Genomic DNA, 24,107 nt, shown 5'->3' with positions numbered 1-24,107 from the left:
CGGATACCGAAGAGACGCAATCGCGCTAAGGCGAGCAGCCCGCCCTCAGACCGCGTATCGCCATAACAGGAGACACGCGGGCCAGACACCGCCGGACGCGGTTCGCTGGACCGCGCATCGCCGTAGCGAATACGCCGGTACGCAGAACGAACTCGATCCGGCGCAGTCCATCAGCCGCGCATCGCCGTGGCGAACACGCTGGCACGCAGTCAGGTACCGCAAAGCGGACCATCAGCGGCGCGTCGCCGTGGCGAATACGCAAGCAGGCAGAACAGACGTCGACCGACGCAGTCCGTCAGACCGCGATGGCCGTAGCGAATGCGGAAGTACGCCTACACCTCGCTCAGGAGGCGGGCGGCGGGGTGATCGGGAAGCATCGGTGCACGCGCCCGATCCTAGTGCCCGTCGCGGCTGCCTGTCGCGCGGGTTTCCGGCGGGAGCGCGCGCAGCAACGGATCCGCGGCGATCCTGCCCGCGGTCTCAGCACTCGGCTGGTTGGGACGCGCACACGATCAAGGCTCTAGCGCGCGGAGCAACGGATCTGCCGCGATCCTGGCCGCGGTCTCGGCGTCCGGTAGGTAAGGGCGTGCTCGCACGATCCACTCGGAACGCAGTTCGGGGATCGTCACCTGCTGCTCGTCCCATTCGGAACGCAGCAGGCCGGTCCAGTCCATTTCGGCGGTACCATCGGGGTCGCCGAAGGCGTAGGCGAGGTGGTCGTTCCATGCCGAGTACGACGTGGCGAGTACGCACGCTTCCGGCACACGGAGTTTCAGCAACCATCTACCGTGCGCCCATTCATGGTCTCCGAGAAGCGCATTCGTGGTGCGTCGAACGGAAGCTCCGCGAAGTCCGCGGCCCGGCCAGCACCATATCGGCGGCGCGTCCCCGCAAACGATTCCGCGCCTTGCCATTTCGGCGGCCATGGCCGCGTAGGCCGGTCGCATATTCGGCGAAACCAGTTCCCAGCTCGCCCGGTAACCACCGCTCGCCCGCACCGCGGCGACCACCTCGGCCGCCTGCAGCGTCCACAACCTCATCCGCTCGGCCTATTCGTCGACCGAATCGGCGTAGGTCCGCAGCATGTCCCCGACCAGTTTGACGACCGCGTCGTCTAGTTCGGGGCGCTGATATACGCCACGGACGACCGCCTGGCCCGAGAAAACGTGCAGCGCCATGAAGAAGATGGGCTCGCGCAGCCGCTGCGGAAACTGGTTCAGTACTCCCGTGCGGTCTACCTCGGCGACGATGTCGTCGTAGTAGTTCTCGACGGTCGGCGCGATCCTGGCCCGCAGTTCGGCGTCCGAGCGGGCCGCGAGGTAGATCTCGCGCAGCGCGTGTGTGACGGTGGCGGACTGGGCCTCCTGCAGGAAGCGCAACGCGGTGTCGAGCGGATTCGCTTGATCGCCAAGCTGTTTCATCACCACGGTGAACGCGGCGAGCTGCTGGGTGACGATCTCCTCGGCGGTCCGCACGATCAGGTCGAGCCTGCTGTCGAACTGCCGGAACATGGCACCGACGGATAGTCCCGCACGTCCGCAAATTTCCTGCACGGTCGCGCGCTGATAGCCGACCTCGCCGATCGCGGCGATTGTTGCATCGGTCAGCTTGGCGACGGTGGCCGCGCGGCGTTCCTGTTGCGTCCGGCGTGGACGCGATGTTTCTGCGTTCCCGCTCATGGCTGACCATCCTGCCCGGTCCGTGGGATGTCACCGGTCATCGGGTCAGCGTGATCGTTGACACAGCGACGAAACGCACTCTACAGTCGACGCGCCAGTTAGGAAACAGGTGCTCTCTTTTTGCCCGAGAGCCGTGACACGTTGCGTTGCGTAGAGGTCGAGGAGTTCCAAATGAAGATGGGCACTGCCGCGGGCACCAAGAGGATGGTCGCGCACACTTGCCTGGCACTGACCGCGGGTTTAGCCGTGGCGATGAGCCCCATGGTGATCGGCATGGCACACGCGGATCCGGTGCCGGTGGCACCGCCGCTGCCGTTTCCGCTGCCGCCCGCGCCACCGTTCCTGGATCCGGCGTTCTATAACCCCGATCCGGCCAGGGTTGCCGCGGCACAGCCGGGCGAGATCCTGTCCGCACGCCAGGTCAATCTCGCCAACGCCTGGCTCATCCCGCTCAACACGCGGGCCTGGCAATTGTCCTACCGCAGCACCAACACCCGCGGCGAAGCCATTCCCGCGGTCGCCACGGTGATCGTGCCGTATCGCCCGGCACCGAGCGGGCAGCGCGGACTGGTCTCGTTCCAATTCGCCGAGGATTCGCTGTCGCAGAACTGCGCACCGTCCTATGCCTTGCAGATGGGGTCGCTGCCGAACCCGCTGAACTCGGTCCATCAGCTGGAGTTCGTCGAGGTGCAGGCCATGCTCCAGCTGGGGCACGCGGTGGTCGTTCCGGACCATGAGGGCCCGAACGCCGCTTACGCCGTCGGTCCGCTCGGCGGCCGGATCACCCTGGACGGCATTCGGGCTGCGGAGAACTTCGGCGAGGCCGGGCTGTCCGGCGCGGGCACCCGGGCCGTCCTGTGGGGTTACTCGGGCGGCGCCATCCCCACCGGCCACGCCGCCGAACTGCAACCCGAGTACGCACCCGAGCTGAACCTGGTCGGCTCCGCTACCGGCGGACTGATGGCCGATATCAGCACGGCCGTCGACTACAACAACGGCACCTCGACCTTCGGCGGTGCGGTGCTCGGTGGATTGTTCGGTGTGGCAAGGGAATACCCGCAGGTCGACAAGTTCATCGATCAGTACATGAACCCGCTCGGCAAGGCGACCCGGGTGGTGCACGAAGGACAGTGTGTGGCACTGCAATTCGCGGGCTTCCCGTTCGTGAACATCAAAGGCCTGTTCGACTACCCCGGCGGCGATCCGCTCCGCGCACCCGAAATGCAGCCCGTGCTGGACGAATTGAGCCTCGGCCGGCGCGGCACCCCCACCGCGCCGATCTACATCTACGAGGCCCCGCTCGACGAGGTCATGCCCGTGAACGCGGTCAACAAGCTCTACGACACCTACTGCAAGGATCCCAACGCCAAGGTCGCCTACACCCGTGACCTGCTCAGCGAGCACGGTGTCGCCGCCGTCTCCGGCGCGGGTTCGGCCGTGATCTGGTTGAACGACCGGCTCAACGGCCTTCCCGCGGCGGACGGTTGCCACAACCGCGATGTGCCCTCGGAGATCCTCGACCCCGGCGCGATCGGCGCGGTCGTCAACACCATCGGCGGAGTTCTCGCCTCCGCCCTCGGCATGCCGGTCTGACCTGCCGATAACCCGGCCGGACCGCGGGACGTCGGTAGCATCGCCGTCATGTCGGCTACTTTCCTGCGGTTCGGCCCGGTCGCGCTGTTGGCCCTGCTGGCGGTCAGCGCCTGCTCGAGCGGCGATTCGGACTCGAACTCGACCGCGCCGACCCTGGCGGGCCGCACCTTCCTCTCCACCGGGGTCGAGGGCGCGCCGATTCCCGGCGGCGGCCCGCTGACGCTCAGCTTCAAAGACGACCGGATCGCGGCGGACGCGGGCTGTAATTCCTTTTCGGGCGCGGTCGCACTGGACAACCACAAGCTGCACGTGGCCGGGCTCGCGGGCACCCTCATGGCCTGCGCGGGCGACCGTGCGGGCGCCGACGAATGGCTCAACGGCCTACTGACGTCCGATCCCACCTGGCAGCTCGACGACACGAAGCTGACCCTGAAGAGCGACAAGCTGACGGTGACCATGCTGGACAAGAAGGTGGCCAAGCCGGACCGGCCGATCAAGGGCGTCACTTGGATCGTCACCGCCCTGATCACACCCGACGCCCAAATACGTTCCCAGACAATCGATGAGGTGAAACCCACCCTCACCATCGCCGAGGACGGCAACGTCTCCGGCACCGCGGGTTGCAACCGAATGACCGGCAACGCAACAGGTTCCGACACCGACCTGACCTTCCAGGTCGCCACCACGAAGATGCTGTGCGCTCCCGAGGTGATGGAGGTCGAGCAGGCGGTCCTGAAAGCCTTGGACGGCAAGACAACCGCCACCGTCGACGCCGACACCCTCACCCTCCGCAACCAGAACGGCAACGGCCTGACCCTGCACACAGAGTGATCAGCGCACGACGAAACCATCCTCCAGATACGCCGTAATCCCCTCGGCCCGAGCGCGATTCGCCGCAGCCACCCGCCTGGCCAGCACCACAGGCAGATGCTCTGTGGCGGCGGCAGCTTGCTCGGTCGGCATGGGCACAGATTAAACGAAGCAGAGCCGGACATTCGCTGTTGCGGCGTCCGGCTCTGCTTCGGAAAACGGTTACGGCAGTGGGCCGCCTGCGGCGATCGCGGAGACCGTGGCGAATTCGTCACCCTTGAGTGACGCGCCGCCGACCAGTGCGCCGTCGACGTCGGTCTGCTTGATGAGCTCGCCGATATTCTTGGCGTTGACCGAGCCGCCGTAGAGCACGCGGACACCCGCGGCGACCTCCGCGGAGGCGAGTACGGCCAGCTCCGCACGGATCGCGGCGCAGACTTCCTGCGCGTCGGCGGGAGTGGCGACCTTGCCGGTGCCGATGGCCCAGACCGGCTCGTAGGCGATGACGACCTTCGAGATCTCCTCCGCCGTCAGCCCTTTCAGCGAACCACGCAGCTGCTCGAGGTTGTACTCGACGTGCGTCTTCGCCTCGCGGACGTTCAAGCCCTCACCGATGCAGACGATCGGGGTGATCCCGAACTTCAGCGCCTGCTTGGCCTTGGCGAGCACGGTGGCGTCGTCCTCGTGGTGGTACTGCCGCCGCTCGGAGTGGCCGACCGCGACGAAGGTACACCCGAGCTTGGCCAGCATGGCGCCGCTGATCTCACCGGTGTAGGCACCCGAGTCGTGCGCCGAAATATCTTGCGCGCCATAGGTGAGCAGCAGCTTGTCGCCCTCCACCAGCGTCTGCACGCTGCGCAGGTCGGTGAACGGCGGCAGCACCGAGACATCGACCTTGGCGAAATACTTCTCCGGCAACGCGAACGCGATCTTCTGCACCAGCGCGATCGCCTCGAGGTGGTTGAGGTTGAGCTTCCAGTTGCCCGCGATGAGCGGCTTCCTGGCGAGAGACTTTGTCACAGCCGTAGCACTCCTCAATCTTCCAGCACTGCGATGCCCGGAAGTTCCTTGCCCTCCAGGTATTCCAGCGACGCGCCGCCGCCGGTGGAGATATGCGAGAAACCGTCATCGGGCAACCTGAGCGCGCGCACGGCCGCCGCGGAGTCGCCACCGCCGACGACGGTGAACGCGCCCTTGCCGGTCGCGGTGACGATGGCCTCGGCCACGCCCTTGGTGCCCGCCGCGAAGCTCTCGAACTCGAACACGCCCATCGGGCCGTTCCAGAACACCGTCTTCGCCTCGGTCAGCAGCGCAGCGAACCGGGAGGTCGACTCGGGCCCGATGTCCAGGCCCAGCCAACCGTCCGGAATCTCGTGCGCCGGAACGACCTTCGAGTCGGCGTCGGCCGCGAACTTGTTCGCCACCACGATGTCGCGCGGCAGGTGGATGACGTCGGCGTACCGGTCGAGCAGGTCCTTGCAGGTGTCGATCATCTCGTCCTGCAGCAGCGAGGCGCCAACCGAAAGGCCCTGTGCGGCAAGGAAGGTGAAGCACATGCCGCCACCGATGACCAGGGTGTCCACCTTCGGCGCGAGCGCCTCGATCACCGCGAGCTTGTCGGAGACCTTGGAGCCGCCGAGCACAACCGCGTACGGCCGCTCGGTGTCGGCGGTCAGCTTGGCGAGCACCTCGACCTCGGCGGCGACCAGCTTGCCCGCGTAATGCGGCAGCAGCTTGGCCACGTCGTAGACCGACGCCTGCTTGCGGTGCACCACACCGAAGCCGTCGGAGACGAACGCGCCGTCGTCGCCGACCAGGTCGACCAGCGCGGCCGCGAGCTTGGCCCGGTCCGCGTCGTCCTTGCTGGTCTCGCGCTTGTCGAAGCGGATGTTCTCCAGCAGCAGCACATCGCCGTCGGTGAGTCCCTCGGAGCGCGCGAGCGCGTCCCCGCCGACCACGTCACCGGCGAGCTGGACGTTGCGGCCCAGTTCTTCGGCGAGCTTCGCGGCGACCGGCGCCAGCGAAAGCTTCGGGTCCGGTTCGCCTTTCGGTCGGCCGAGGTGCGCCGTGACAACCACCTTCGCGCCGGCCTCGACCAGCGCCTTGATCGTCGGCACGGACGCGATGATGCGACCGGGATCGGTGATCTGACCGTTGTCATCGAGGGGGACGTTCAGGTCGGAGCGCACGAGCACGCCCCGACCTTCGACACCCTCGCTCAGCAGATCGTCGAGAGTTTTGACTGCCATGGCCTCAGAGCGACTTGCCGACGAGGCCGATGAGGTCGGCGAGACGGTTCGAGTAGCCCCACTCGTTGTCGTACCAGCCGACGACCTTCACCTGATCGTCGATGACCTTGGTCAGCGGCGCGTCGTAGATGCAGGAGTGCGGGTCGGTGACGATGTCGCTGGACACGATCGGGTCCACGTTGTACTTGAGGTAGCCCTTCAGCGCACCCGCGGCGGCGGCCTGGTAGGCGGCGTTGATCTCGTCGATCGAGGCCGACTTGGCCAGCTTGACGGTGAGGTCGGTGACCGAGCCCGTCGGGACCGGCACGCGCAGCGCGTAGCCGTCCAGCTTGCCCTGCAGTTCGGGGAGCACCAGGCCGATGGCCTTCGCGGCGCCGGTGCCGGTGGGCACGATGTTCAGCGCGGCGGCGCGGGCGCGGCGCAGGTCGGCATGCGGCGCGTCCTGCAGGTTCTGGTCCTGCGTGTACGCGTGGATGGTGGTCATCAGACCACGCTCGATGCCGAAGCTGTCGTGCAGCACCTTGGCCAGCGGGCCGAGGCAGTTGGTGGTGCACGAGGCGTTGGAGATGATGTTCTGGCTGCCGTCGTACTTGTCGTCGTTGACGCCCATGACCACGGTCAGATCCTCACCCTTGGCGGGTGCGGAGATGATGACCTTCTTGGCGCCCGAGGCGAGGTGGCCCTTGGCCTTCGTCGCGTCGGTGAAGATGCCGGTGGACTCCACGACCACGTCTACACCCAGGTCGCCCCACGGCAGTGCCGACGGGCCCTCCTTGATGGCCAGCGCCTTGAGCCGCTGGTCACCGACCACGATGGTGTCGTCGCCGTCGAGCGAGACGTCCTGCGGCAAGCGGCCGAGGATCGAGTCGTACTTGAGCAGGGTCGCGAGAGTCGCGTTGTCGGTGAGGTCGTTGACCGCGACGATCTCGATGTCGGTGGTGCCCAGCGCCTTCTGCGCCTCCACCGCCCGGAAGAAGTTACGTCCGATACGACCGAAGCCGTTGATGCCTACCCGGACAGTCACGTTATCGCTCCTCAGCTTTCAAGCGGATCATTCCGATGTCTTGTAACAGTAGTGCCCGCCTGTTACCGCGCTGACATGCACCTGCACACACCACTACGGTAACCAGCGGAATCAATCACCGACCGGTCTGTTTCCTCACACTACGGCCCGCCTACCTGCGATGCAGCACAGTCAATCACCCTGGCATTCCAATACGGCGCTCCCCCGGCGTGCCATACGTCCCCTTTCCCGCGCCCGCACCCCGCCCGCAAGAATCCACACTGACTATCGGGATCCGCACTCGAAATAGGGGCCGAAAGTCAGTGCGGGAGGCGTAGCGCTCTTCGAGGTCGGCCTGTTGTGGGTCGCCGGAGACAGCGTGATACCCGAACAGACCTCCGGCCGGCTGTCCAGCGAGACAACCGGCCGGGTGACGACTCGATCAGGCTTCGTCGAGCAGTTCCGCGGTGACGGCCGACTCGGTATCAGGGATGCCGAGTTCCTTGGCGCGTCGGTCCGCCATCGACAGCAGCCGCCGGATCCGGCCCGCCACAGCGTCTTTCGTCATCGGCGGGTCGGCGAGCTGGCCGAGTTCCTCCAGTGACGCCTGACGATGCTGTACACGAAGCTTGCCCGCGGCGGCGAGATGGTCGGGCACGTCGTCGCTGAGGATCTCCAGCGCGCGCTCCACCCTGGCGGCCGCGGCGACCGCGGCCCTGGCCGACCGGCGCAGGTTGGCGTCGTCGAAATTGGCCAGCCGGTTGGCGGTGGCGCGCACCTCGCGGCGCAGCCTGCGCTCCTCCCAGACGATGCGGGTGCCGTGCGCCCCCATCCTGGTGAGCAGCGCGCCGATGGCCTCGCCGTCGCGCACCACGACCCGGTCGGTGCCGCGCACCTCCCGCGCCTTGGCGGTGATGCCGAGCCTGCGGGCCGCGCCGACGAGCGCGAGCGCCGCCTCCGGACCGGGGCAGCTGACCTCCAGCGCGGAGGAGCGACCCGGTTCGGTGAGCGAACCGTGCGCGAGAAACGCTCCGCGCCAAGCGGCTTCGGCGTCCGCGATGCTGCCGCCGACCACCTGGGCCGGCAGGCCGCGCACCGGACGACCGCGCACATCGAGCAGCCCGGTCTGCCGGGCCAGCGCCTCGCCCTCCTTGGACACGCGCACCACGTAGCGGGAGGTCTTACGCAGACCGCCCGCGCCGAGCACGTGCACGTCGGAGCCGTAGCCGTATAGCTCGAAGATCTCCCGGCGCAGCCTGCGAGCGATGGAACCCATGTCCACCTCGGCTTCGACGATCACCCGTCCACCGACGATGTGCAGGCCGCCCGCAAAGCGCAGCAGTGCGGACAGTTCCGCCTTGCGGGAACTGACTTGCGACACCGTGAGCCTGCTCAGCTCGTCTTTCACATCGGCTGTCATCGCCACGAGACGCGCTCCTTTCCACCCAACCCGGAACGCACATCCTGGCCCATGTGCCGTCCCTCGACTCGAAGCCCTGCCATTTGCGGCCGCGGTTGCCGGATCAGTTGATCCAGTGCGGCGGCAAGCTTTCCGGGGTGATGCCGGTCCGTCCCCGCCTCGGCGACATCGGAGAAGGTTACCCGTGCGCGCAACTGTTCGGCGGCTCTCGCCACATGTTCTCTTTCGCGACCCTCGGGCACCGACCCCGAATCGACCAAAACTTCGTCGACCACGAATTCCGGTGCGTGCTGGGACAATACATGTAGGTGCCGTTCGGCGGAGAAACCCGCCGTTTCGCCGGGCTCGGCGGCGAGATTCAGCACCAGAACTTTTCTGGCTCGGGTGTACACCAGCGCCTCTCGTAGTTCGGGGACGAGCACATGGGGGATGACGCTGGTGAACCAGGATCCTGGTCCGAGAACGACCACATCGGCGTGTTCGATGGCCGAGGTGGCTTCCTGACTGGCCGGCGGGTCGGACGGGATCAACCGAACCCGCCGGACCTTGCCCGGGGTGGTCGCGATGGCGACCTGGCCGCGAATGCAGCGGCTGACTCGCGGATCCGCTTCCAGCCCAGCCACATCCGCTTCGATATCGAGCGCGATGGGTGACATGGGAAGCACCCGTCCGGTGATGCGCAACATCTTCGCGAGCTCGTCGAGCGCGGCGACCGGGTCGCCGAGCACCTCGGCCAAGCCGGCCAGGATGAGGTTGCCGACCGAGTGACCGGCGAGGGCTCCGGTGCCGCCAAAGCGATGTTGCACGGTCTGCGTCCAGATACCGTCGGAGTCCTCGGCCAGCGCGGCCAGCGCCATCCGCAGGTCACCGGGCGGTAGCACACCCAATTCGGCGCGTAGGCGACCGGACGAGCCGCCGTCGTCGGCGACGGTGACGACCGCGCAGATCTTTCTGGTCAGCCGCCGGATCGCGGTCAACGTCGCGTATAGACCGTGCCCGCCACCCAGCGCGACAATGCTGGGATCGGATTCCCATCCGGTCATGCCTGCGCCTCGCTGACGCTCGGCTCCGGCATGCCCGAAGGGCGCTGCAACATGATTCGTTCGCTGCGCTCACTCATTCGCGCCCCAGATCCCGATGCACGACCCGCACCACGTCGGCGGATCCCTCGGGCACGCCGGTGCCCTCGCTCATCAGTTCGCCAAGAGCCTCGGCTATCGCCACGCTGCGGTGCCTGCCTCCGGTGCAGCCCACTGCCACCGTCATGTATCGCTTCCCCTCTTGGCGGTAACCGTTCATCGTCAGATCGACCAGGTGGTGGCAGGTACGCAGGTAATCGTCGGCGCCGGGGCGCGACAGCACGTACTCGCTCACCACTGATTCCTGACCAGTGTGTTCCCGCAATTCCGGTATCCAATGTGGATTAGGTAGAAAACGCACATCCAACACCATGTCGGCGTCCAGTGGAACCCCATGCTTGAAGCCGAAGGATTGCACGGTCAGCTGCAGCGCACTTGGCGCGCCGCCGCCGAAGGCCTCCTCCAGCTTGCGATGCAGCTGATGGATGGACAGTTCGGTGGTGTCGATGACCAGATCCGCCGCGGTTTTCACGGCCGAGAGCCGGATTCGTTCCGCGGCGATGCCCGCCGAGAGTGTGCCATCTTTGCTCTCGCTCTGCAGCGGGTGCCTGCGGCGGGCGAAGCCGAAACGCCGGATCAGCACGTCATCGGAAGCTTCGAGAAACAGCACCCTGGTCTCGATGCCGAGCTTGCGCAATTGATCGGTGACCACGGACAAATCACCGGTGAAAAACCTGCTGCGCACGTCCATCACCAGGGCGAGGCTGCGGATCGGTGGCTCGGCGGACGCACCGAGTTCGACCATCCGGCCGATCAACTCCGGCGGCAGGTTGTCGGTGACGTACCAGCCGAGATCCTCGAGCACGCGGGCGGCGGTGCCGCGGCCCGCGCCGGATAGTCCGGTCACGATGACGACCTCGACCTGCGGGTTCGTCGCCGCGACAGCGCTCGAGGGGCTGGCCTGCCCCTCGGTCTGTCGCGGATCTCCCGCAGTGTTGTTCGATTGAAGGCGTGTCATGTCCTACCGGATCCGTCACCCGACTGCACCTCGCCGGCGCACGGCTCTGCCGTGCGCCGTGGCACGCTGTGTCGTCGGTTCACTCGCTCCGCTCGCTCTCTGGGTACCTCTCGAATCATCCCGCACTGGTCCCGGTATCGGGCGCAGACATGCGCGATTACCTTCTGTGGTGCACGTGGACGCTGATTCCCTGGCTCGCTCGCTGACGCTAGCTCACAAATATGTGATGGAACGGTACCGAGGATATAGGGGGATGGCAGGGAAGCCGATGATTCCGATGTTTCTCAGCCTTCCTGCAGCGCAGCGAGTACCGCCTTGGCGGTGGCCAGCCCGATGCCGGGGACCTCGATGATCTCCTCCACCGTGGCCTGCTTCAGTTTGGCGACAGATCCGAAATGGGTAACCAGCGCGGTTCGGCGCGCCGCACCGAGCCCGGGCACCGAGTCCAGCGCGGACGCGGTCATCCGGCGGGAACGTTTGCTGCGGTGGAAGGTGATCGCGAAGCGGTGTGCCTCGTCGCGGACCCGTTGCAACAGGAACAGGGCCTCGCTGTTACGCGGCATGATCACCGGGTCGCTCTCCCCCGGCACCCACACCTCCTCGAGGCGTTTGGCCAGGCCGATCACCGCGACATCGGTGATGCCGAGTTCGTCGAGCACCTCGGCGGCGGCCGCGACCTGGGGTGCGCCGCCGTCGACGACGTAGAGGTTGGGCGGGTAGGCGAACTTGCGTGGGCGGCCGGTGTCCGGATCGATGCCGGGGCGCGACAGGAGTTCCGGTGTGCCGTCGATGTTTTCGGTCGCCGCCAGGTCCTCGCTTGCCATCAGTTCGCGCTCCTTCTGCAGCTTGTAGAAGCGCCGCCTGGTCACCTCCCTGATGCTGCCGACGTCGTCGGAACGGCCATCGCCCGCGGCCTCCTTGATCGCGTAGTGGCGATACTCGGACTTGCGGGCCAGGCCGTCCTCGAACACCACAAGCGAGGCGACCACGTCGGTGCCCTGCACGTGGCTGATGTCGACGCATTCGATCCGCAGCGGGGCGCTGTCGAGTTCGAGTGCGTCTTGAATGGCTTGCAGCGCAGCCGATCTCGAGGTGAGGTCGCCCGCGCGTTTGAGCTTGTGCTGCTGCAGCGCCTCCATCGCGTTGCGCTGCACGGTCTCGGCGAGGGCTTTCTTGTCGCCGCGCTGCGGCACCCGCAGCTGCACGGCCGAGCCGCGCAGGTTGGACAGCCACTCCTGGATCTGGTCGGCGTCGCCGGGAAGTTCGGGAACAAGTACCTCGCGCGGCACCACGGTCGCGGGCTGCTCGGCCTCGCCGAGTTCGGCCACCGAGACCTGCTCGCCGTAGAACTGGGTGAGGAACTGCTCGACCAGCACGGCCAGCTCGCTGCCCGCCTCCGGCGCATCGATGGCATCACCGGATTTGTCGACCACCCAGCCACGCTGGCCGCGGACCCGGCCGTCGCGGACGTGGAAGATCTGTACCGCCGCCTCCAACTCGTCGGTGGCGAAGGCGATCACGTCGGCATCGGTGCCGGTGCCGAGCACCACGGCCTGCTTTTCCAGCGCGCGACGCAGCGCCTGCACGTCGTCGCGCAGGCGGGCGGCGTTCTCGAAGTCCAGGTCCTCGGCGGCGTCCTGCATGCGGCGCTCGAGCTGGCGCACCATGCGGTCGGTGCGACCGGCCAGGAAGTCGCAGAAGTCCTCCACGATCTGACGGTGCTCCGCGGCGCTCACCCGGCCGATGCACGGTGCCGAGCACTTGTCGATGTAGCCGAGCAGGCAGGGGCGGCCGATCTGGTTGTGCCGCTTGAACACTCCGTTGGAGCAGGTGCGCGCGGGGAACACGCGCAGCAGCAGGTCCAGGGTTTCCCTGATCGCCCAGGCGTGCGCGTAGGGCCCGAAGTAGCGCACACCCTTCTTGCGCGCGCCGCGATAGACGAACAGGCGGGGGAACTCCTCGTTCAACGTGACCGCGAGCACCGGATACGACTTGTCGTCGCGGTACCGCACGTTGAAGCGGGGGTCGAATTCCTTGATCCAGTTGTATTCGAGCTGCAGCGCCTCCACCTCGGTGGAGACGACCGTCCACTCGACGCTCGCCGCCGTGGTGACCATCTGCCTGGTACGCGGATGCAGCGAAGCCACGTCGGCGAAGTACGAGTTCAGCCTGCTGCGCAGGCTCTTTGCCTTGCCGACGTAGATGACCTGCCGATGTGCGTCCCGGAACTTGTATACCCCGGGTTCGACGGGAATCGTGCCCGGCTTGGGCCGGTACGTCGCTGGATCTGCCACCCATCAAGCCTATCGAGCACGTCCGACAGGTCTGGCACAGCGCCGGGTTCAGCGCGCCCGGCCGAACGGTCGCGCGGTGATCCGCCGAAACATACTGCCCGACAGGAGCGTTTCCGTTACGAGCTGTACGTCTCGTCGAAGTCGAACCACGTCTTGGTTTCGGCGCGGTTCAGCTGGCAGACGACGGCGGTCGACGCGGCGAGTGAATAGAGCGCCGCCACGATCCATTGCTCGAACGGCACGTCGAGGGGGTGGGTGCGCCAGCCGACCACGGCCTGCGCGACGGCCAGGATGATCGCCAGCACGCGCACACCGTTCGCGCCGCGGGTGAATCCCCAGACGACCAGGGCGAGCAGCCAGCTGAACAGGAACTGGATCGCCGCGCCACCCGCGGCCTCGCCCCCGAGCATCAGCCCCATCAGCAGCGCGTACGCGACGCCGAATCCGGCCAGCCCCAAGGCCGCTTCCCTGGCTTCCCGCGCGGGCTCGGGCATCTCACCCAGCGCCCATAATCGCTCGGCGACGGCCAGATCATCGTCCGAAAAATCGGCGCCCATGGCGCTCCCCCACTTCCGATCCGCACTCGGCCCGAGTCAACGGGCGCGCGGGCAGAACGCTAGATCACTGGGGAGAGTCGGACAACTCGGGCGCGATGACCGTGACCCAAAAATGACCCGACCGTGATCAGCCCGGGTCGATCATTGTCAGCGCGAAAGTCCGTGACCGCGTAGGGCGTCGAGCAGGCCGGATGGGCGTTCTTCGGACGGGAGCGGGTCGACCAGGGCGAATCGGCAGCCGAGGGCGGTCGCGCCGCCATCCGCCTCGGCGCTGTCGCCGACCATCAGGGCCGCCTCGGGTTCGACGCCGAGCTTGCCCAGGGTGGCGGCGAAGATGCGGGGATCGGGTTTCACCGCGCCGATTTCGAAGGAGAGGGCGAAGGCGTCGAGGTATCGGTCCCAGTTCCGGCTGGTGAAGGCTGGGCGGATGTCGAAGGCGATGTTGCTCACCACAGCGACCTGAATGCCTTGGGCGGCAAGCAGAGTGAGCACCTCTTCGACGTCGGGGTAGGGCGTCCAGGTCAGTGGATCGATGAGGCGCTGGTAGAGGATGGCCGCCTGCTCGTCGGTCGGTACGCCGGACTTGCGCAGGACCTCCGTATAGGCCCGGCGATGCAGCTTCGGGTCCAGGTCGCGGTTGTCCCAGGCGTATTGGCCTTCGGTGCCGAACTGCACGAGTTGCTCGACCGGTGCGGTCATCCTGCGCAGGATCTCGGTTTTCTCGTGCACGTCGAAGGCGCGGCCGTCGGCGTCGACCATCTGGTCGACCCACGAATCGTCGTCCTCCAGTCGAAACAAGGTCCCGGAATAGTCGAAGAGCACCGCCTCGATCGTCACCGGACCAGCCTACCGACCGGTCTGCGATGCGCGAGGTCGTCGCAGGCCACGGCGCCGAGGGCCGCGGCGGACCGGCCGGTTCCTGGCGATAGGTGGTGGTGCGCAACCGAGTTCATCCCGACAGGCGGGAAACCCCCGGTGCGACGAAACCTCCAGCGCGATCGACGAACCGCCGCAGCCTGGTCGATCGACGGACGGCCGCCCCGCTGGTACGACAAACCCCTCCCGGTGTCGGTGCCGAGCGTTAGAGTCCCCCCATGAGGCGCGCGCGAGGAACGTGGACGGGTGTGGCGGCGGCTTTGCTGCTCACCCTCGGGACAGTCACGGCTTGTTCGTCCGACGAGGACAAGGCAGCCGGCGTCTGCGACACGGTGCCGAACGGAACACCGGTGGCCGCGACGCCCGCGAACGCCACGGGCGGTAAAACCCAGGACATCAGCACGAACCCGGAGATCGCCACCGGATACCGGTCCGGGATGACACCGGTCCACACGAAGACGTTCGCGGTGTCGACGGCGAACCCGGTGTCGACGAAGGCGGCGTGCGCGGTCTTGCGGGACGGCGGCACCGCCGCGGACGCGCTCATCGCGGCTCAGGCGGTGCTCGGTCTGGTGGAGCCGCAGGCCTCTGGCCTCGGCGGCGGCTCGTTCCTGATGTACTACGACGCTGCCAGCAAGACCGTCGACGCCTACGACGGACGTGAGGTCGCGCCCGCCGCGGCGACCGAGAACTATCTGCGCTGGGTCGACGACGTCGATCGATCGCAGCCGAAGCCGAACACGCGAGCCAGTGGTCGATCCATCGGCGTGCCCGGCGTTCTGCGGATGCTCGAGATGGCGCATCGCGATCACGGCAAGACCGGCTGGCGCGAACTGTTCGACCCGGCCATCCAGCTCGCCGATCACGGATTCCCGATCAGCCCCCGCTTCGCCGGACAGATCGCGGAGTCGGCCAAAGACCTCGCCCTCGACGATGCCGCGAAGGCTTACTTCCTGAATCCCGACGGCACCGCCAAGGCCGCCGACACCGTGCTGACCAATCCGGCGATGGCGAAGACGTTGGGGGCCATCGCCTCCGACGGTGCCCAGGCCTTCTACACCGGCGCCATCGCGCAGGACATCGTTGCCGCGGCCACCACCACCTCCGGCGGCCGCACCCCCAGCCTGATCACGACCGCCGACCTGGCGAACTACCAGGCGAAGAAGCGCACCGCCCTCTGCACCAGCTACCGCACGCACGAGATCTGCGGCATGCCGAACCCCTCCTCCGGCGGCATCACCGTCGCCTCGACCCTCGGCATCCTGGAGAACTTCGACCTCGCCGCCCTGCCGCCGGACAACCTCGGCTCCGGTGCCGACGCCCGCAACGGTGGCAAGCCGAAGGCCGACGCGGTCCACCTCATCTCGGAGGCCGAGCGCCTCGCCTACGCCGACCGCAACAAGTACGTCGCCGACGCCGATTTCATTCCGCTGCCCGGCAATTCACCGCAGACCCTGCTGAACAAGGACTACCTGAAGCAGCGCTCCGCACTGATCGACCGCGGCCACAGCATGGGCACCGCACAGCCCGGCGACTTCGGCCCCGTCCCGGTCGGCGTCGGCCCGCAGCCGCCGGAACACGGCACCAGCCACATCTCCGTGGTGGACAAGTACGGCAACGCCGCCGCCATGACCACCACCGTGGAATCCGCCTTCGGTTCCTTCCACATCGTCGACGGCTTCGTGCTGAACAACCAGCTCACCGACTTCTCCGCCGATCCGCTCGGCACCGACGGCGCCCCCGTGGCCAACCGGATCCAGCCCAACAAGCGCCCGCGCAGCTCCATGGCCCCCACCCTGGTCTTCGACAAAGCTCCCGACGGCACCCGCGGCCCCCTCACCCACGTCGCAGGCTCCCCCGGCGGTTCGGTGATCATCCAGTTCGTCGTGAAAACCCTCATCGGCATGCTGGATTGGGGCCTCGACCCGCAACAGGCCGTCTCCGCCCTCTCCTTCGGCGCGGGCAACAGCCCGGAAACCGGCCTCGGCGGCGAACACCCGAGCATCAACACCACCGACAACGGCAACAACGACCCCCTGGTAACCCGCCTCCGCGAACTCGGCCACAAGGTGTCGGTAGCCCCGCAATCCAGCGGCCTCAGCGCACTACAACACGACGGCGAAGGATGGGTCGGCGGCGCCGATCCTCGCCGAGAGGGCGCGGTCCTCGGCGACGACCGCTGACCAACACAGCCGCGGGGAAGCAACGGGTCGATGGGGTCAGCGGGATAGGAGCATGGGGTAGACGACTGGGCCGTGGTCGATGGTGAGCTCGCCTTGTTGGACGAAGCCGAAGCGTTCGTAGAAGGGGATGGTTTCGCGGGAATTGCAGACCACGAAGCAGGGTTCGACGGAGCTGGCGAGGCGTTGTTCGAGTAGCGATGACGCGAAGCCCTGTCGTTGGGCGTCCGGGCGGGTTCCGACTGCGGCCAGGTATAGGTGTGGCATGTCGGGGCGGACGTCTTCCATTTGGCGCGACGCCGCGAGTGCGCGCGGGAGGTGCCCTTGCAGCGCTCGGAGCAGGCTGAACGGCTTGGCGATCGACGTGACGATGCCCGCGGGTTCCCACAGCGCGACGCTGACGATGTTCCCGTCCTCGTCACACGCCGAGTCGACCATGCCGGTGTCGGCTCGCGACGCGAGGCGCGAATCCCAGAAGTCCGGCAACGCCTGCGCCCGCATTGCCGGCCGTGGCCAGAGATAGGTCATCAGCGGATCCTCGGCGAGGGCCGCCGCAAGGACGAGCGCACCGGTCTGCATAAGTGCAGGCTAACGGCCCACCCAGGCCTTACCCCGGCATGAACCTCCGACACGCTAACCGTGTCGTCGTCCCTGGTCACTCCTGGTCGGCGGTGTACTTCGCGCCGAGTTCGCGGAGTTTGTCCATGGCCTTGGCGGCGTGTTCCTTGTCGTTGGAACGGATGGCGAGCATGGGAACGTAGTCGTCATTGACGAGTTCTAGGCGGGCCCAGGCTTTTTTGTCGGGGAAGGTGACACCGCGGACGGTGTCCCAGGGAAAGTCACTGTCGCCCAGGATGTTTCGGACCGAGACGCCGCTGGCGCCGACACGCACCCGGGGGCGGGTGAGCAGCAGAACGGCGGCGGCGATGAGTAGGCCGATCCCGATCATGGCGAGTTGGTCGGCGACCCGGAAGTTCACGCCGGTCGATCCGGACCGCAGCCAGATGCCGCCCGCTAGGAAGGCGATAGCGATTACGGCAGCAACGACCCGCGCGGTACGTACCGCACGACGCGGACGCACCTCGAGCTCCCACGGAGACGGACCACCCTGTCCCGCAACGGATTCAGCGTTCCTTCGAAAGATACGAGCGACAGGCATAAGTTACGCGCACCTCCACGTGCGTTGCGGAAAGTAGGTCCGCTCGCCCACTACGCCGACTGCCGAAGCGAACGCAGCGTGAGCGCGGCATCGAGTGCCGCCGCACAGGCCTGCTCGCCCTTGTTCTCGGCGGAACCGGGGAGCCCGGCGCGGTCCAGTGCCTGCTCCTCGTCGTTGGTGGTGAGCACTCCGTTCGCAACGGGTGTGCCCGCATCCAGCGAGACTCGAGTCAGACCGGCGGTCACCGCGTCACAGACGTACTCGAAATGCGGTGTGCCACCGCGGATCACCACGCCGAGCGCGACCACCGCGTCGTGTGAGCGAGCTAGTTCCTGCGCCACCACCGGCAGTTCCATCGCGCCCGCGCACCGCACCACCGTGACGTGCAGGACTCCGGCGTCCTTGGCCACCTGCTCGGCGTTCGCCACCAGGGTGTCGCAGATCGTGGTGTGCCAGCGCGACGCGACGATGCCGAGTTTCAGGTCCTTGGCATCCGCGAGCGCGAAAGTCGGTACGCCGGTACCGCTCATCGATGTCTGCCTCTCCGTGATTCAGCGGGCGGTCTCGCCCAGATCGATGTCGTCGAGCCCGATCAGGTCGTGGCCCATCCGGTCGCGCTTGGTCCGCAGGTACCGGAGGTTTTCGGCGTTGGCGCGCAACGGCATCGGGACCCGTTCGGTGATCGCGAGCCCGTAACCGTCCAGGCCGACCCGCTTGGCCGGATTGTTGGTGAGCAGCCGCATCGAGCGAATCCCGAGATCGACCAGGATCTGCGCGCCGGTGCCGTAGTCTCGCGCGTCGGCGGGCAGCCCGAGCTCCAGGTTCGCGTCGACCGTGTCGTGGCCGGAGTCCTGCAGCTGGTAGGCCTGCAGCTTGTGCATCAGCCCGATGCCGCGGCCTTCGTGCCCGCGCATGTAGAGCACCACGCCGCGGCCTTCCTCGGCCACCATTTCCAGCGCGGCATCCAGCTGCGGCCCGCAGTCGCAGCGCAGCGAGCCGAACACGTCACCGGTGAGGCACTCCGAATGCACCCGCACCAGCACATCGTCGCCGTCGGCGAGATCGCCGCGCACCAGCGCGACGTGCTCGACCTCGTCGTAGATGCTCTGGTAACCGACGGCCATGAATTCGCCGTGCGCCGTGGGGATCCGCGCCTCGGCGACCCGGATGACGTGCTTCTCGTGCCTGCGCCGCCAGGCGATCATGTCGGCGATGGAGATCATCGCGAGGTTGTGCTCGTCGGCGAAGACGCGCAGCTCCTCGGTGCGGGCCATGTGGCCCTCGTCCTTCTGGCTGACGATCTCGCAGATCACGCCCGCCGGACGCAGGCCGGCCATCCGGGACAGGTCGACCGCGGCCTCGGTGTGGCCGGGCCTGCGCAGCACGCCACCGTCCTTCGCGCGCAACGGCACCACGTGGCCGGGCCGGGTGAAGTCGTCGGCCTTGGCCTCGTCGGAGGCAAGCAGCCGCATGGTGGTCGCGCGGTCGGCACCCGAGATGCCCGTGGTGATGCCCTCGCGGGCGTCGACCGACACGGTGTAGGCGGTGCCGTGCTTGTCCTGGTTCATCGCGTACATCGGCGGCAGGCCGAGGCGGTCGCAGTCGTCACCCGTCAGCGGCACACAGATATAACCGGAGGTGTAGCGAATCATGAAGGCCACCAGCTCCGGGGTGGCCTTCTCGGCCGCGAAGATGAGGTCGCCCTCGTTCTCGCGGTCCTCGTCGTCGACGACGACAACGGCTTTACCGGCGGCGATGTCGGCGACTGCGCGCTCGATGGTGTCGAACCTGGTCACGTCTGTTGTGCTCCATCTCGAAATAGGTCCGCCCCTACACTACGGCCTGGCTCGCGGATGTTGACCGCCCGGCCGTTCACCCGCGCTGCTGCAATCGTTCGACGTACTTGGCGATGACGTCCACCTCCAGGTTGACCGTCGTGCCGACGGTGGCAAAGCCCAGGTTTGTCAGGGCAAGTGTGGTGGGGATGAGCGAGACCTCGAACCAGTCCCTGCTGTCGGCTTCGGCGGGCTCGTCGGCGATGCCGAGGCCGGAGACGGTGAGCGAGATGCCGTCGACGGTGATCGAGCCCTTCTCCACCACATAGCGGGCGATCGCGTCGGGCAGGGAGATGCGCACGACTTCCCAGTTCTCCGAGGGGGTGCGGGAGAGCACGGTGCCGGTGCCGTCGACGTGGCCTTGCACGAGGTGTCCGCCGAGGCGGCTGTTCAGCGCGGCGGCCCGTTCCAGGTTGACCTTGGATCCGGTGTCCAGCTTGCCGATGCTGGAGCGGTTCAGCGTCTCCTGCATCACGTCGACGGTGAACGAATCGCCGCCGACCACCTCGACGACGGTCAGGCACACGCCATTCACCGCGATCGAATCACCGTGCCCGGCATCGGAGGTCACCAGTTCGCCCCGGATCGTCAGCCGGGCGGCGTCGGCCAGCCGCTCGGTGGCGACGATCTCGCCCAGTTCCTCGACGATGCCTGTGAACATGCCTGACTCCCTGTCGCGTCGTTGTCCCCGGTTGCGGAACAGCCCGGCAGCGACGGGTATTCCCGCCGGTCGATGCCGCTGGACCCCAGCTTAACGACGGCTCGTCGTAGTCGACAGCACGGTTCCACTCGAGGAACCTTCGGACCGATTCCCGGCAACCACGGAGGGAACCAAACCGTCAGCCAGGCGACACTCGCCATAGCAAACGGCCAATAACGAACCAATACCGAATTGAGTTCGAGCCTGCGGATATATCGCACATTTGTTGTCGACAAGAATTGTCTGATCGCACTATTGATACCGCATAGTTGCGTTTTGCAGACTTCTAGCAAACCCGCGAATCTTCGGCATACCCAGTTGCAACACGCTTTTAACGTTTGCTTGCGCCGTGACCGAAATAGACGCAATATTGTTATGTAGCTGATTCCTACCGTTCAACTTCCGACCCGAGCAGTTCAATGCTGAACCGTTCGACCTGGTGACGCTCCTGCGGACCCAGGAAGTTCGACCCAGGGATTGTCCACCACTCGAGGAAGTCAGATAACCACAGTGGGTCAAATCAAGTTCGACACAGTTGGGGGCGCGGAGTGACCACTCTTCTCGATTCGACGCTGGAAGTTCGCTGCGTGCAGTACCGCCGCGAATTGCACCTGCCCGCCTCGATCGATCCCACCTCGCGTCGCATTCTGCTGCATATCGGCGCCCATTACGGTGCCATCACCATGCCCGCCGATCTCGGCGAGCGAGTGCGGCAACGGCTCGAGCAGGCCACCATCGCGGGGCCGATCGTCGATCATCCGCGCGCCAAGCGCTGGACCTTCCTGACCGGTCCGTACCGTCCGGACACCTTGAGCGCCGCGGTCTCCGCCGAGCTGTTCCGGATGTACGCGACGGTCGCCTGCACCGGCAGTCAGGTGGTGCTGCCGTCACCGGACGACGAGCACACCGGCTATCGCACCTGGATCCGCCCGCCCGAGTCGGCGACCACCCGGCCGCCGCTCAACGCGGTGATCGAGGCGACCCGCGCCATCGGCACCCGCAAAGTCCGCGCGCTGTAAGCGATTTCGCGGATCAGACCGTTCGCAGCGCGGCGGCCTGCCCGCGCAGTTTCTCGACGGCGGCACTCGGATCCGCCGTGTTGTACACCGCGGACCCGGCGACGAAGCAGTCGATGCCCGCCGCCGCGGCGGCCTCGATGGTGTCGGTGTTGATGCCGCCGTCGATCTCCACCAGCAGCCGCAGCTCGCCCGCGTCGACCAGCCTGCGCACCGTGCGCGCCTTGTCCAGCACCTCGGCGATGAACGACTGTCCGCCGAATCCGGGCTCGACGCTCATCACCAGCAGTGTGTCGAACGACCGCAGAATCTCCAGGTACGGCTCGATCGGTGTGTTCGGCTTCACCGAGAGACCGGCCTTGGCGCCCGCCGCGCGAATATCGCGGGCCACCGCGACCGGATCGTCGGTCGCCTCGGCGTGGAAGGTCACATTGTGCGCGCCCGCCTCGGCGTACGGCGGCGCCCAGCGGCCCGGGTCCTCGATCATCAGATGGCAGTCGAGGGGAATGTCGGTCGCCTTCAGCAGGCTCTCGACCACCGGGAGCCCGAGGGTCAGGTTCGGCACGAAGTGCGCGTCCATCACATCGACGTGTAGCCAGTCGGCACCGGCGACCGCTCGCGCCTCGTCCGCGAGGTGCGCGAAGTCGGCGGAAAGGATGGAGGGGGCGATCATCGGGACGGCCGGGCGCGCGTAAGTCGGGGTGGACACAAAGCCGCAGTCTATCGGTAGTGGGGGTTGCCCAGCGCGGGAGTGGGTAGCCTGATGAGGGTGATCAACATTTCGGCGGAACAGGGGCTGTACAGCACCCCGGTGGAGATTCGGGTGGCCGCATCGGTCACACAGCTGCCCATCGTTCGTGGGCTCGCCGAAACTCTGGTCCTACTAAGCGATTTCACGCTGGACGAGGTGGCCGACATCCGGCTGGCCGTCGACGAGGTCTGCTCAACGCTGATCGCTGTCGCCGCGCCCGACACCAGCTTGAACTGCCGATTCACCGTCGGCGAGACCGAACTGCTGGTCCGCGTCAGTGGTATCGCCGCCAAGGCGGGCTTACCGGATCAGCGCAGCTTCGGCTGGCATGTGCTGCGCACGCTCACCGATGAGGTACAGGCCACCCAGGACTCGTTCGATTCGACGATTTCCGGATATCCGACGACGGTCGAGTTCCGTCGGGTCCGGGGGAAAGCGTAGTGGCGGACGAGGACACCGTGTTCGACTCCGATCGCGACGACAATGCCGATACCGTCACCGACGAGGCGGAAACCCCCGCCGACGACGCGGAGACCGTCACCACCGAGGACGCTGCCGAGGAAACCGAAACCCTCGAAGCCGTAAAGACCGTCGCCAGCTACGACGACGTCGGGTTGCTCTTCGAACAGCTCGGCGCGAGCAAGCCGGGGACCGCGCGGCACACCGCGATCCGCGCCGAACTGATCAGCCGCTGCATCCCGCTCGCCGATCACATCGCGCGCAAATTCAGCGGGCGCGGTGAGCCGTTCGATGATCTCACCCAGGTGGCGCGCGTCGGGCTGGTGCACGCGGTCGACCGCTTCGACGTCGAGCGCGGCTCCAACTTCCTGTCCTTCGCGGTGCCGACCATCATGGGCGAGGTCCGCCGCTACTTCCGCGACAACACCTGGGCCATGCGGGTGCCGCGCCGGGTCAAGGAAACCCATCTGCGCATCGGCGCGGCCATCGACGCGCTCTCCCAGCGCCTCGGCCGATCACCGACCGCCAAGGAAATCGCCGCCGAGCTCGACGTCGACCCGGACGAGGTGACCCAGGCCGTCATCGCGGGCAACGCCTACCAGCCGAGCTCCATCGACGCGGCCACCCTCGGCCGCGACACCGACGCCTCACTGCTGGACACCCTCGGCGAGGAAGAGACCCAATTCGACCGCGTCGAAGAGTATGTCGCGATTCGCCCGCTGCTGGCCGGGCTGCCCGAGCGGGAGCGGCGCATCCTCACCATGCGGTTCTTCGAATCGATGACGCAAACCCAGATCGCCCAGCAGATGGGGATCTCACAAATGCACGTCTCCCGCATCCTCGCGAAAACCCTTGCGCGACTGCGCGAACAATCCAGCCGGGAGTAGTCGGCTCAATACGTTTGGAACTCACGCTGCGCCCGTACCTCGGGCGGGGCGGTGAGCCACCATGCGTCATCAAGCATTTCGCGAAGTTGTTCGGGGGCAACGCGATCCAGATCGATGAGGATGAACCCGTGCCCGTCGTAATGCGGCGTGGTGTAGAACGCCGGATCACCGGAGGCCAGCAGCGCCTCCTTCTCGGTCAGATCACACACCAGAGCCAAGCCGCCCTCCGCCTTGACGCGCAACAGCCCGAACCCTTTACCACCCACCTTCAACGCCGGACTGCCCCACCAAGTCGATTCCTCAACTCCCGGCAGCGCAGTAGCAACCTTGACCACGTCTCCCCACGTCAATGCCATAAACATCAGTCTGCAGCACCACCAAACGCCCAGGCTTGGACAAATGGAATCGGACGACTGATCGAGGGGGAACCGGTGTTGGCATCGCGCGACTTGGGTTCAAGGGGTGGATGCAACACCGATGAGAATCGAGCTGTTGTATGCCTCAGCAGAGTCTGCCGCGGTCGTTGCGGCGAGTGTTCTGGG

At 66.8% G+C, this 24,107-nt stretch carries 25 protein-coding genes; 6 read left to right on the top strand and 19 right to left on the bottom strand.

Annotation, left to right across the window (positions count from 1 at the left end):
- Positions 1-512 precede the first annotated feature (512 nt).
- Positions 513-1,040: a DUF3841 domain-containing protein gene (locus tag ACIA8C_RS38390; RefSeq protein WP_397143556.1), complete on the bottom strand. Its 528-nt coding sequence runs from the start codon at positions 1,038-1,040 to the stop codon at positions 513-515.
- 9 nt (positions 1,041-1,049) lie between these two features.
- The gene (locus tag ACIA8C_RS38385; RefSeq protein ID WP_397143554.1) at positions 1,050-1,679 is read right to left on the bottom strand and encodes a TetR/AcrR family transcriptional regulator; all 630 of its coding nucleotides are present in this window, start codon (positions 1,677-1,679) and stop codon (positions 1,050-1,052) included.
- A gap of 171 nt (positions 1,680-1,850) precedes the next feature.
- Between ACIA8C_RS38385 and ACIA8C_RS38380 the strand changes: the two genes are divergently transcribed.
- Positions 1,851-3,272, top strand: a complete 1,422-nt coding sequence (locus ACIA8C_RS38380) for a lipase family protein (protein WP_397143552.1) — start codon at positions 1,851-1,853, stop codon at positions 3,270-3,272.
- A 48-nt stretch (positions 3,273-3,320) separates the two neighbouring features.
- Positions 3,321-4,103 carry an META domain-containing protein gene (locus tag ACIA8C_RS38375; RefSeq protein ID WP_397143550.1) on the top strand — a complete coding sequence of 261 codons (783 nt, stop codon included), beginning with the start codon at positions 3,321-3,323 and terminating at the stop codon, positions 4,101-4,103.
- Here the strand turns inward: ACIA8C_RS38375 and ACIA8C_RS38370 are convergent, their stop codons facing one another.
- From ACIA8C_RS38370 to ACIA8C_RS38325, 10 genes are all read right to left on the bottom strand, one after another.
- Complete coding sequence (locus tag ACIA8C_RS38370; RefSeq protein WP_397143548.1) at positions 4,104-4,235, bottom strand: hypothetical protein; 132 nt, start codon at positions 4,233-4,235, stop codon at positions 4,104-4,106. It lies immediately after the preceding gene.
- Between the two features lie 69 nt (positions 4,236-4,304).
- A complete protein-coding gene (gene tpiA / locus ACIA8C_RS38365; RefSeq protein WP_397143546.1) occupies positions 4,305-5,102 on the bottom strand; it encodes a triose-phosphate isomerase in 798 nt (265 codons plus the stop codon).
- A 14-nt stretch (positions 5,103-5,116) separates the two neighbouring features.
- Positions 5,117-6,331: a phosphoglycerate kinase gene (locus ACIA8C_RS38360; RefSeq protein WP_397143544.1), complete on the bottom strand. Its 1,215-nt coding sequence runs from the start codon at positions 6,329-6,331 to the stop codon at positions 5,117-5,119.
- Between the two features lie 4 nt (positions 6,332-6,335).
- Positions 6,336-7,355 (bottom strand): type I glyceraldehyde-3-phosphate dehydrogenase, encoded by a 1,020-nt coding sequence (gene gap / locus ACIA8C_RS38355; RefSeq protein ID WP_364731583.1) that lies wholly within the window; start codon positions 7,353-7,355, stop codon positions 6,336-6,338.
- A gap of 421 nt (positions 7,356-7,776) precedes the next feature.
- Positions 7,777-8,760 carry a DNA-binding protein WhiA gene (gene whiA / locus ACIA8C_RS38350; RefSeq protein ID WP_040736336.1) on the bottom strand — a complete coding sequence of 328 codons (984 nt, stop codon included), beginning with the start codon at positions 8,758-8,760 and terminating at the stop codon, positions 7,777-7,779.
- On the bottom strand, positions 8,751-9,797 hold the full coding sequence (gene yvcK / locus ACIA8C_RS38345) for a uridine diphosphate-N-acetylglucosamine-binding protein YvcK (protein ID WP_397143542.1): 1,047 nt from the start codon (positions 9,795-9,797) through the stop codon (positions 8,751-8,753). The genes whiA and yvcK overlap by 10 nt, the downstream gene beginning before the upstream one ends.
- Before the next feature lie 73 nt (positions 9,798-9,870).
- The gene (rapZ, locus tag ACIA8C_RS38340; protein ID WP_397143540.1) at positions 9,871-10,851 is read right to left on the bottom strand and encodes an RNase adapter RapZ; all 981 of its coding nucleotides are present in this window, start codon (positions 10,849-10,851) and stop codon (positions 9,871-9,873) included.
- 284 nt (positions 10,852-11,135) lie between these two features.
- Positions 11,136-13,145 (bottom strand): excinuclease ABC subunit UvrC, encoded by a 2,010-nt coding sequence (uvrC, locus tag ACIA8C_RS38335; protein WP_397143538.1) that lies wholly within the window; start codon positions 13,143-13,145, stop codon positions 11,136-11,138.
- A gap of 116 nt (positions 13,146-13,261) precedes the next feature.
- Positions 13,262-13,702: a hypothetical protein gene (locus tag ACIA8C_RS38330; RefSeq protein ID WP_397143536.1), complete on the bottom strand. Its 441-nt coding sequence runs from the start codon at positions 13,700-13,702 to the stop codon at positions 13,262-13,264.
- Between the two features lie 147 nt (positions 13,703-13,849).
- Positions 13,850-14,539, bottom strand: coding sequence for an HAD family hydrolase (locus ACIA8C_RS38325; protein ID WP_397143534.1), 690 nt, complete (start codon positions 14,537-14,539; stop codon positions 13,850-13,852).
- A 257-nt stretch (positions 14,540-14,796) separates the two neighbouring features.
- Here ACIA8C_RS38325 and ACIA8C_RS38320 point away from each other — a divergent pair, with 257 nt between their 5' ends.
- Positions 14,797-16,761 (top strand): gamma-glutamyltransferase family protein, encoded by a 1,965-nt coding sequence (locus ACIA8C_RS38320; RefSeq protein ID WP_397143532.1) that lies wholly within the window; start codon positions 14,797-14,799, stop codon positions 16,759-16,761.
- Positions 16,762-16,797: 36 nt separating this feature from the next.
- Here the strand turns inward: ACIA8C_RS38320 and ACIA8C_RS38315 are convergent, their stop codons facing one another.
- The 5 genes from ACIA8C_RS38315 to ACIA8C_RS38295 form a co-directional block, all read right to left on the bottom strand.
- Positions 16,798-17,337 (bottom strand): GNAT family N-acetyltransferase, encoded by a 540-nt coding sequence (locus tag ACIA8C_RS38315; protein ID WP_397143530.1) that lies wholly within the window; start codon positions 17,335-17,337, stop codon positions 16,798-16,800.
- A gap of 76 nt (positions 17,338-17,413) precedes the next feature.
- Positions 17,414-17,917, bottom strand: coding sequence for a PH domain-containing protein (locus ACIA8C_RS38310; RefSeq protein WP_397143529.1), 504 nt, complete (start codon positions 17,915-17,917; stop codon positions 17,414-17,416).
- Positions 17,918-17,967: 50 nt separating this feature from the next.
- Positions 17,968-18,447, bottom strand: a complete 480-nt coding sequence (gene ribH / locus ACIA8C_RS38305; RefSeq protein ID WP_396990983.1) for a 6,7-dimethyl-8-ribityllumazine synthase — start codon at positions 18,445-18,447, stop codon at positions 17,968-17,970.
- A 21-nt stretch (positions 18,448-18,468) separates the two neighbouring features.
- Positions 18,469-19,713, bottom strand: coding sequence for a bifunctional 3,4-dihydroxy-2-butanone-4-phosphate synthase/GTP cyclohydrolase II (locus ACIA8C_RS38300; RefSeq protein WP_396990984.1), 1,245 nt, complete (start codon positions 19,711-19,713; stop codon positions 18,469-18,471).
- Positions 19,714-19,789: 76 nt separating this feature from the next.
- A complete protein-coding gene (locus ACIA8C_RS38295; RefSeq protein WP_397143527.1) occupies positions 19,790-20,413 on the bottom strand; it encodes a riboflavin synthase in 624 nt (207 codons plus the stop codon).
- A 587-nt stretch (positions 20,414-21,000) separates the two neighbouring features.
- Between ACIA8C_RS38295 and ACIA8C_RS38290 the strand changes: the two genes are divergently transcribed.
- The gene (locus tag ACIA8C_RS38290; protein ID WP_396990986.1) at positions 21,001-21,471 is read left to right on the top strand and encodes a hypothetical protein; all 471 of its coding nucleotides are present in this window, start codon (positions 21,001-21,003) and stop codon (positions 21,469-21,471) included.
- A gap of 13 nt (positions 21,472-21,484) precedes the next feature.
- Here ACIA8C_RS38290 and rpe read toward each other — a convergent pair whose 3' ends face one another.
- On the bottom strand, positions 21,485-22,141 hold the full coding sequence (gene rpe / locus ACIA8C_RS38285; RefSeq protein ID WP_397143772.1) for a ribulose-phosphate 3-epimerase: 657 nt from the start codon (positions 22,139-22,141) through the stop codon (positions 21,485-21,487).
- A gap of 96 nt (positions 22,142-22,237) precedes the next feature.
- On the opposite strand from rpe, the gene ACIA8C_RS38280 reads away from it, so the two are divergent.
- Both ACIA8C_RS38280 and ACIA8C_RS38275 read left to right on the top strand, forming a co-directional pair.
- On the top strand, positions 22,238-22,660 hold the full coding sequence (locus ACIA8C_RS38280; protein ID WP_396990987.1) for an ATP-binding protein: 423 nt from the start codon (positions 22,238-22,240) through the stop codon (positions 22,658-22,660).
- Positions 22,660-23,565, top strand: coding sequence for an RNA polymerase sigma factor SigF (locus ACIA8C_RS38275; RefSeq protein WP_396990988.1), 906 nt, complete (start codon positions 22,660-22,662; stop codon positions 23,563-23,565). Before ACIA8C_RS38280 ends, ACIA8C_RS38275 begins: the two co-directional genes overlap by 1 nt.
- A 5-nt stretch (positions 23,566-23,570) precedes the next feature.
- On the opposite strand, the gene ACIA8C_RS38270 is transcribed toward ACIA8C_RS38275, so the two are convergent.
- On the bottom strand, positions 23,571-23,921 hold the full coding sequence (locus ACIA8C_RS38270) for an MmcQ/YjbR family DNA-binding protein (RefSeq protein WP_397143525.1): 351 nt from the start codon (positions 23,919-23,921) through the stop codon (positions 23,571-23,573).
- Positions 23,922-24,107 lie beyond the last annotated feature (186 nt).

This window comes from Nocardia sp. NPDC051321, from assembly GCF_044455225.1.
In the GTDB taxonomy this organism is placed as follows: Bacteria; Actinomycetota; Actinomycetes; order Mycobacteriales; family Mycobacteriaceae; genus Nocardia.
This window is presented reverse-complemented; position numbering and strand designations above follow the sequence as displayed.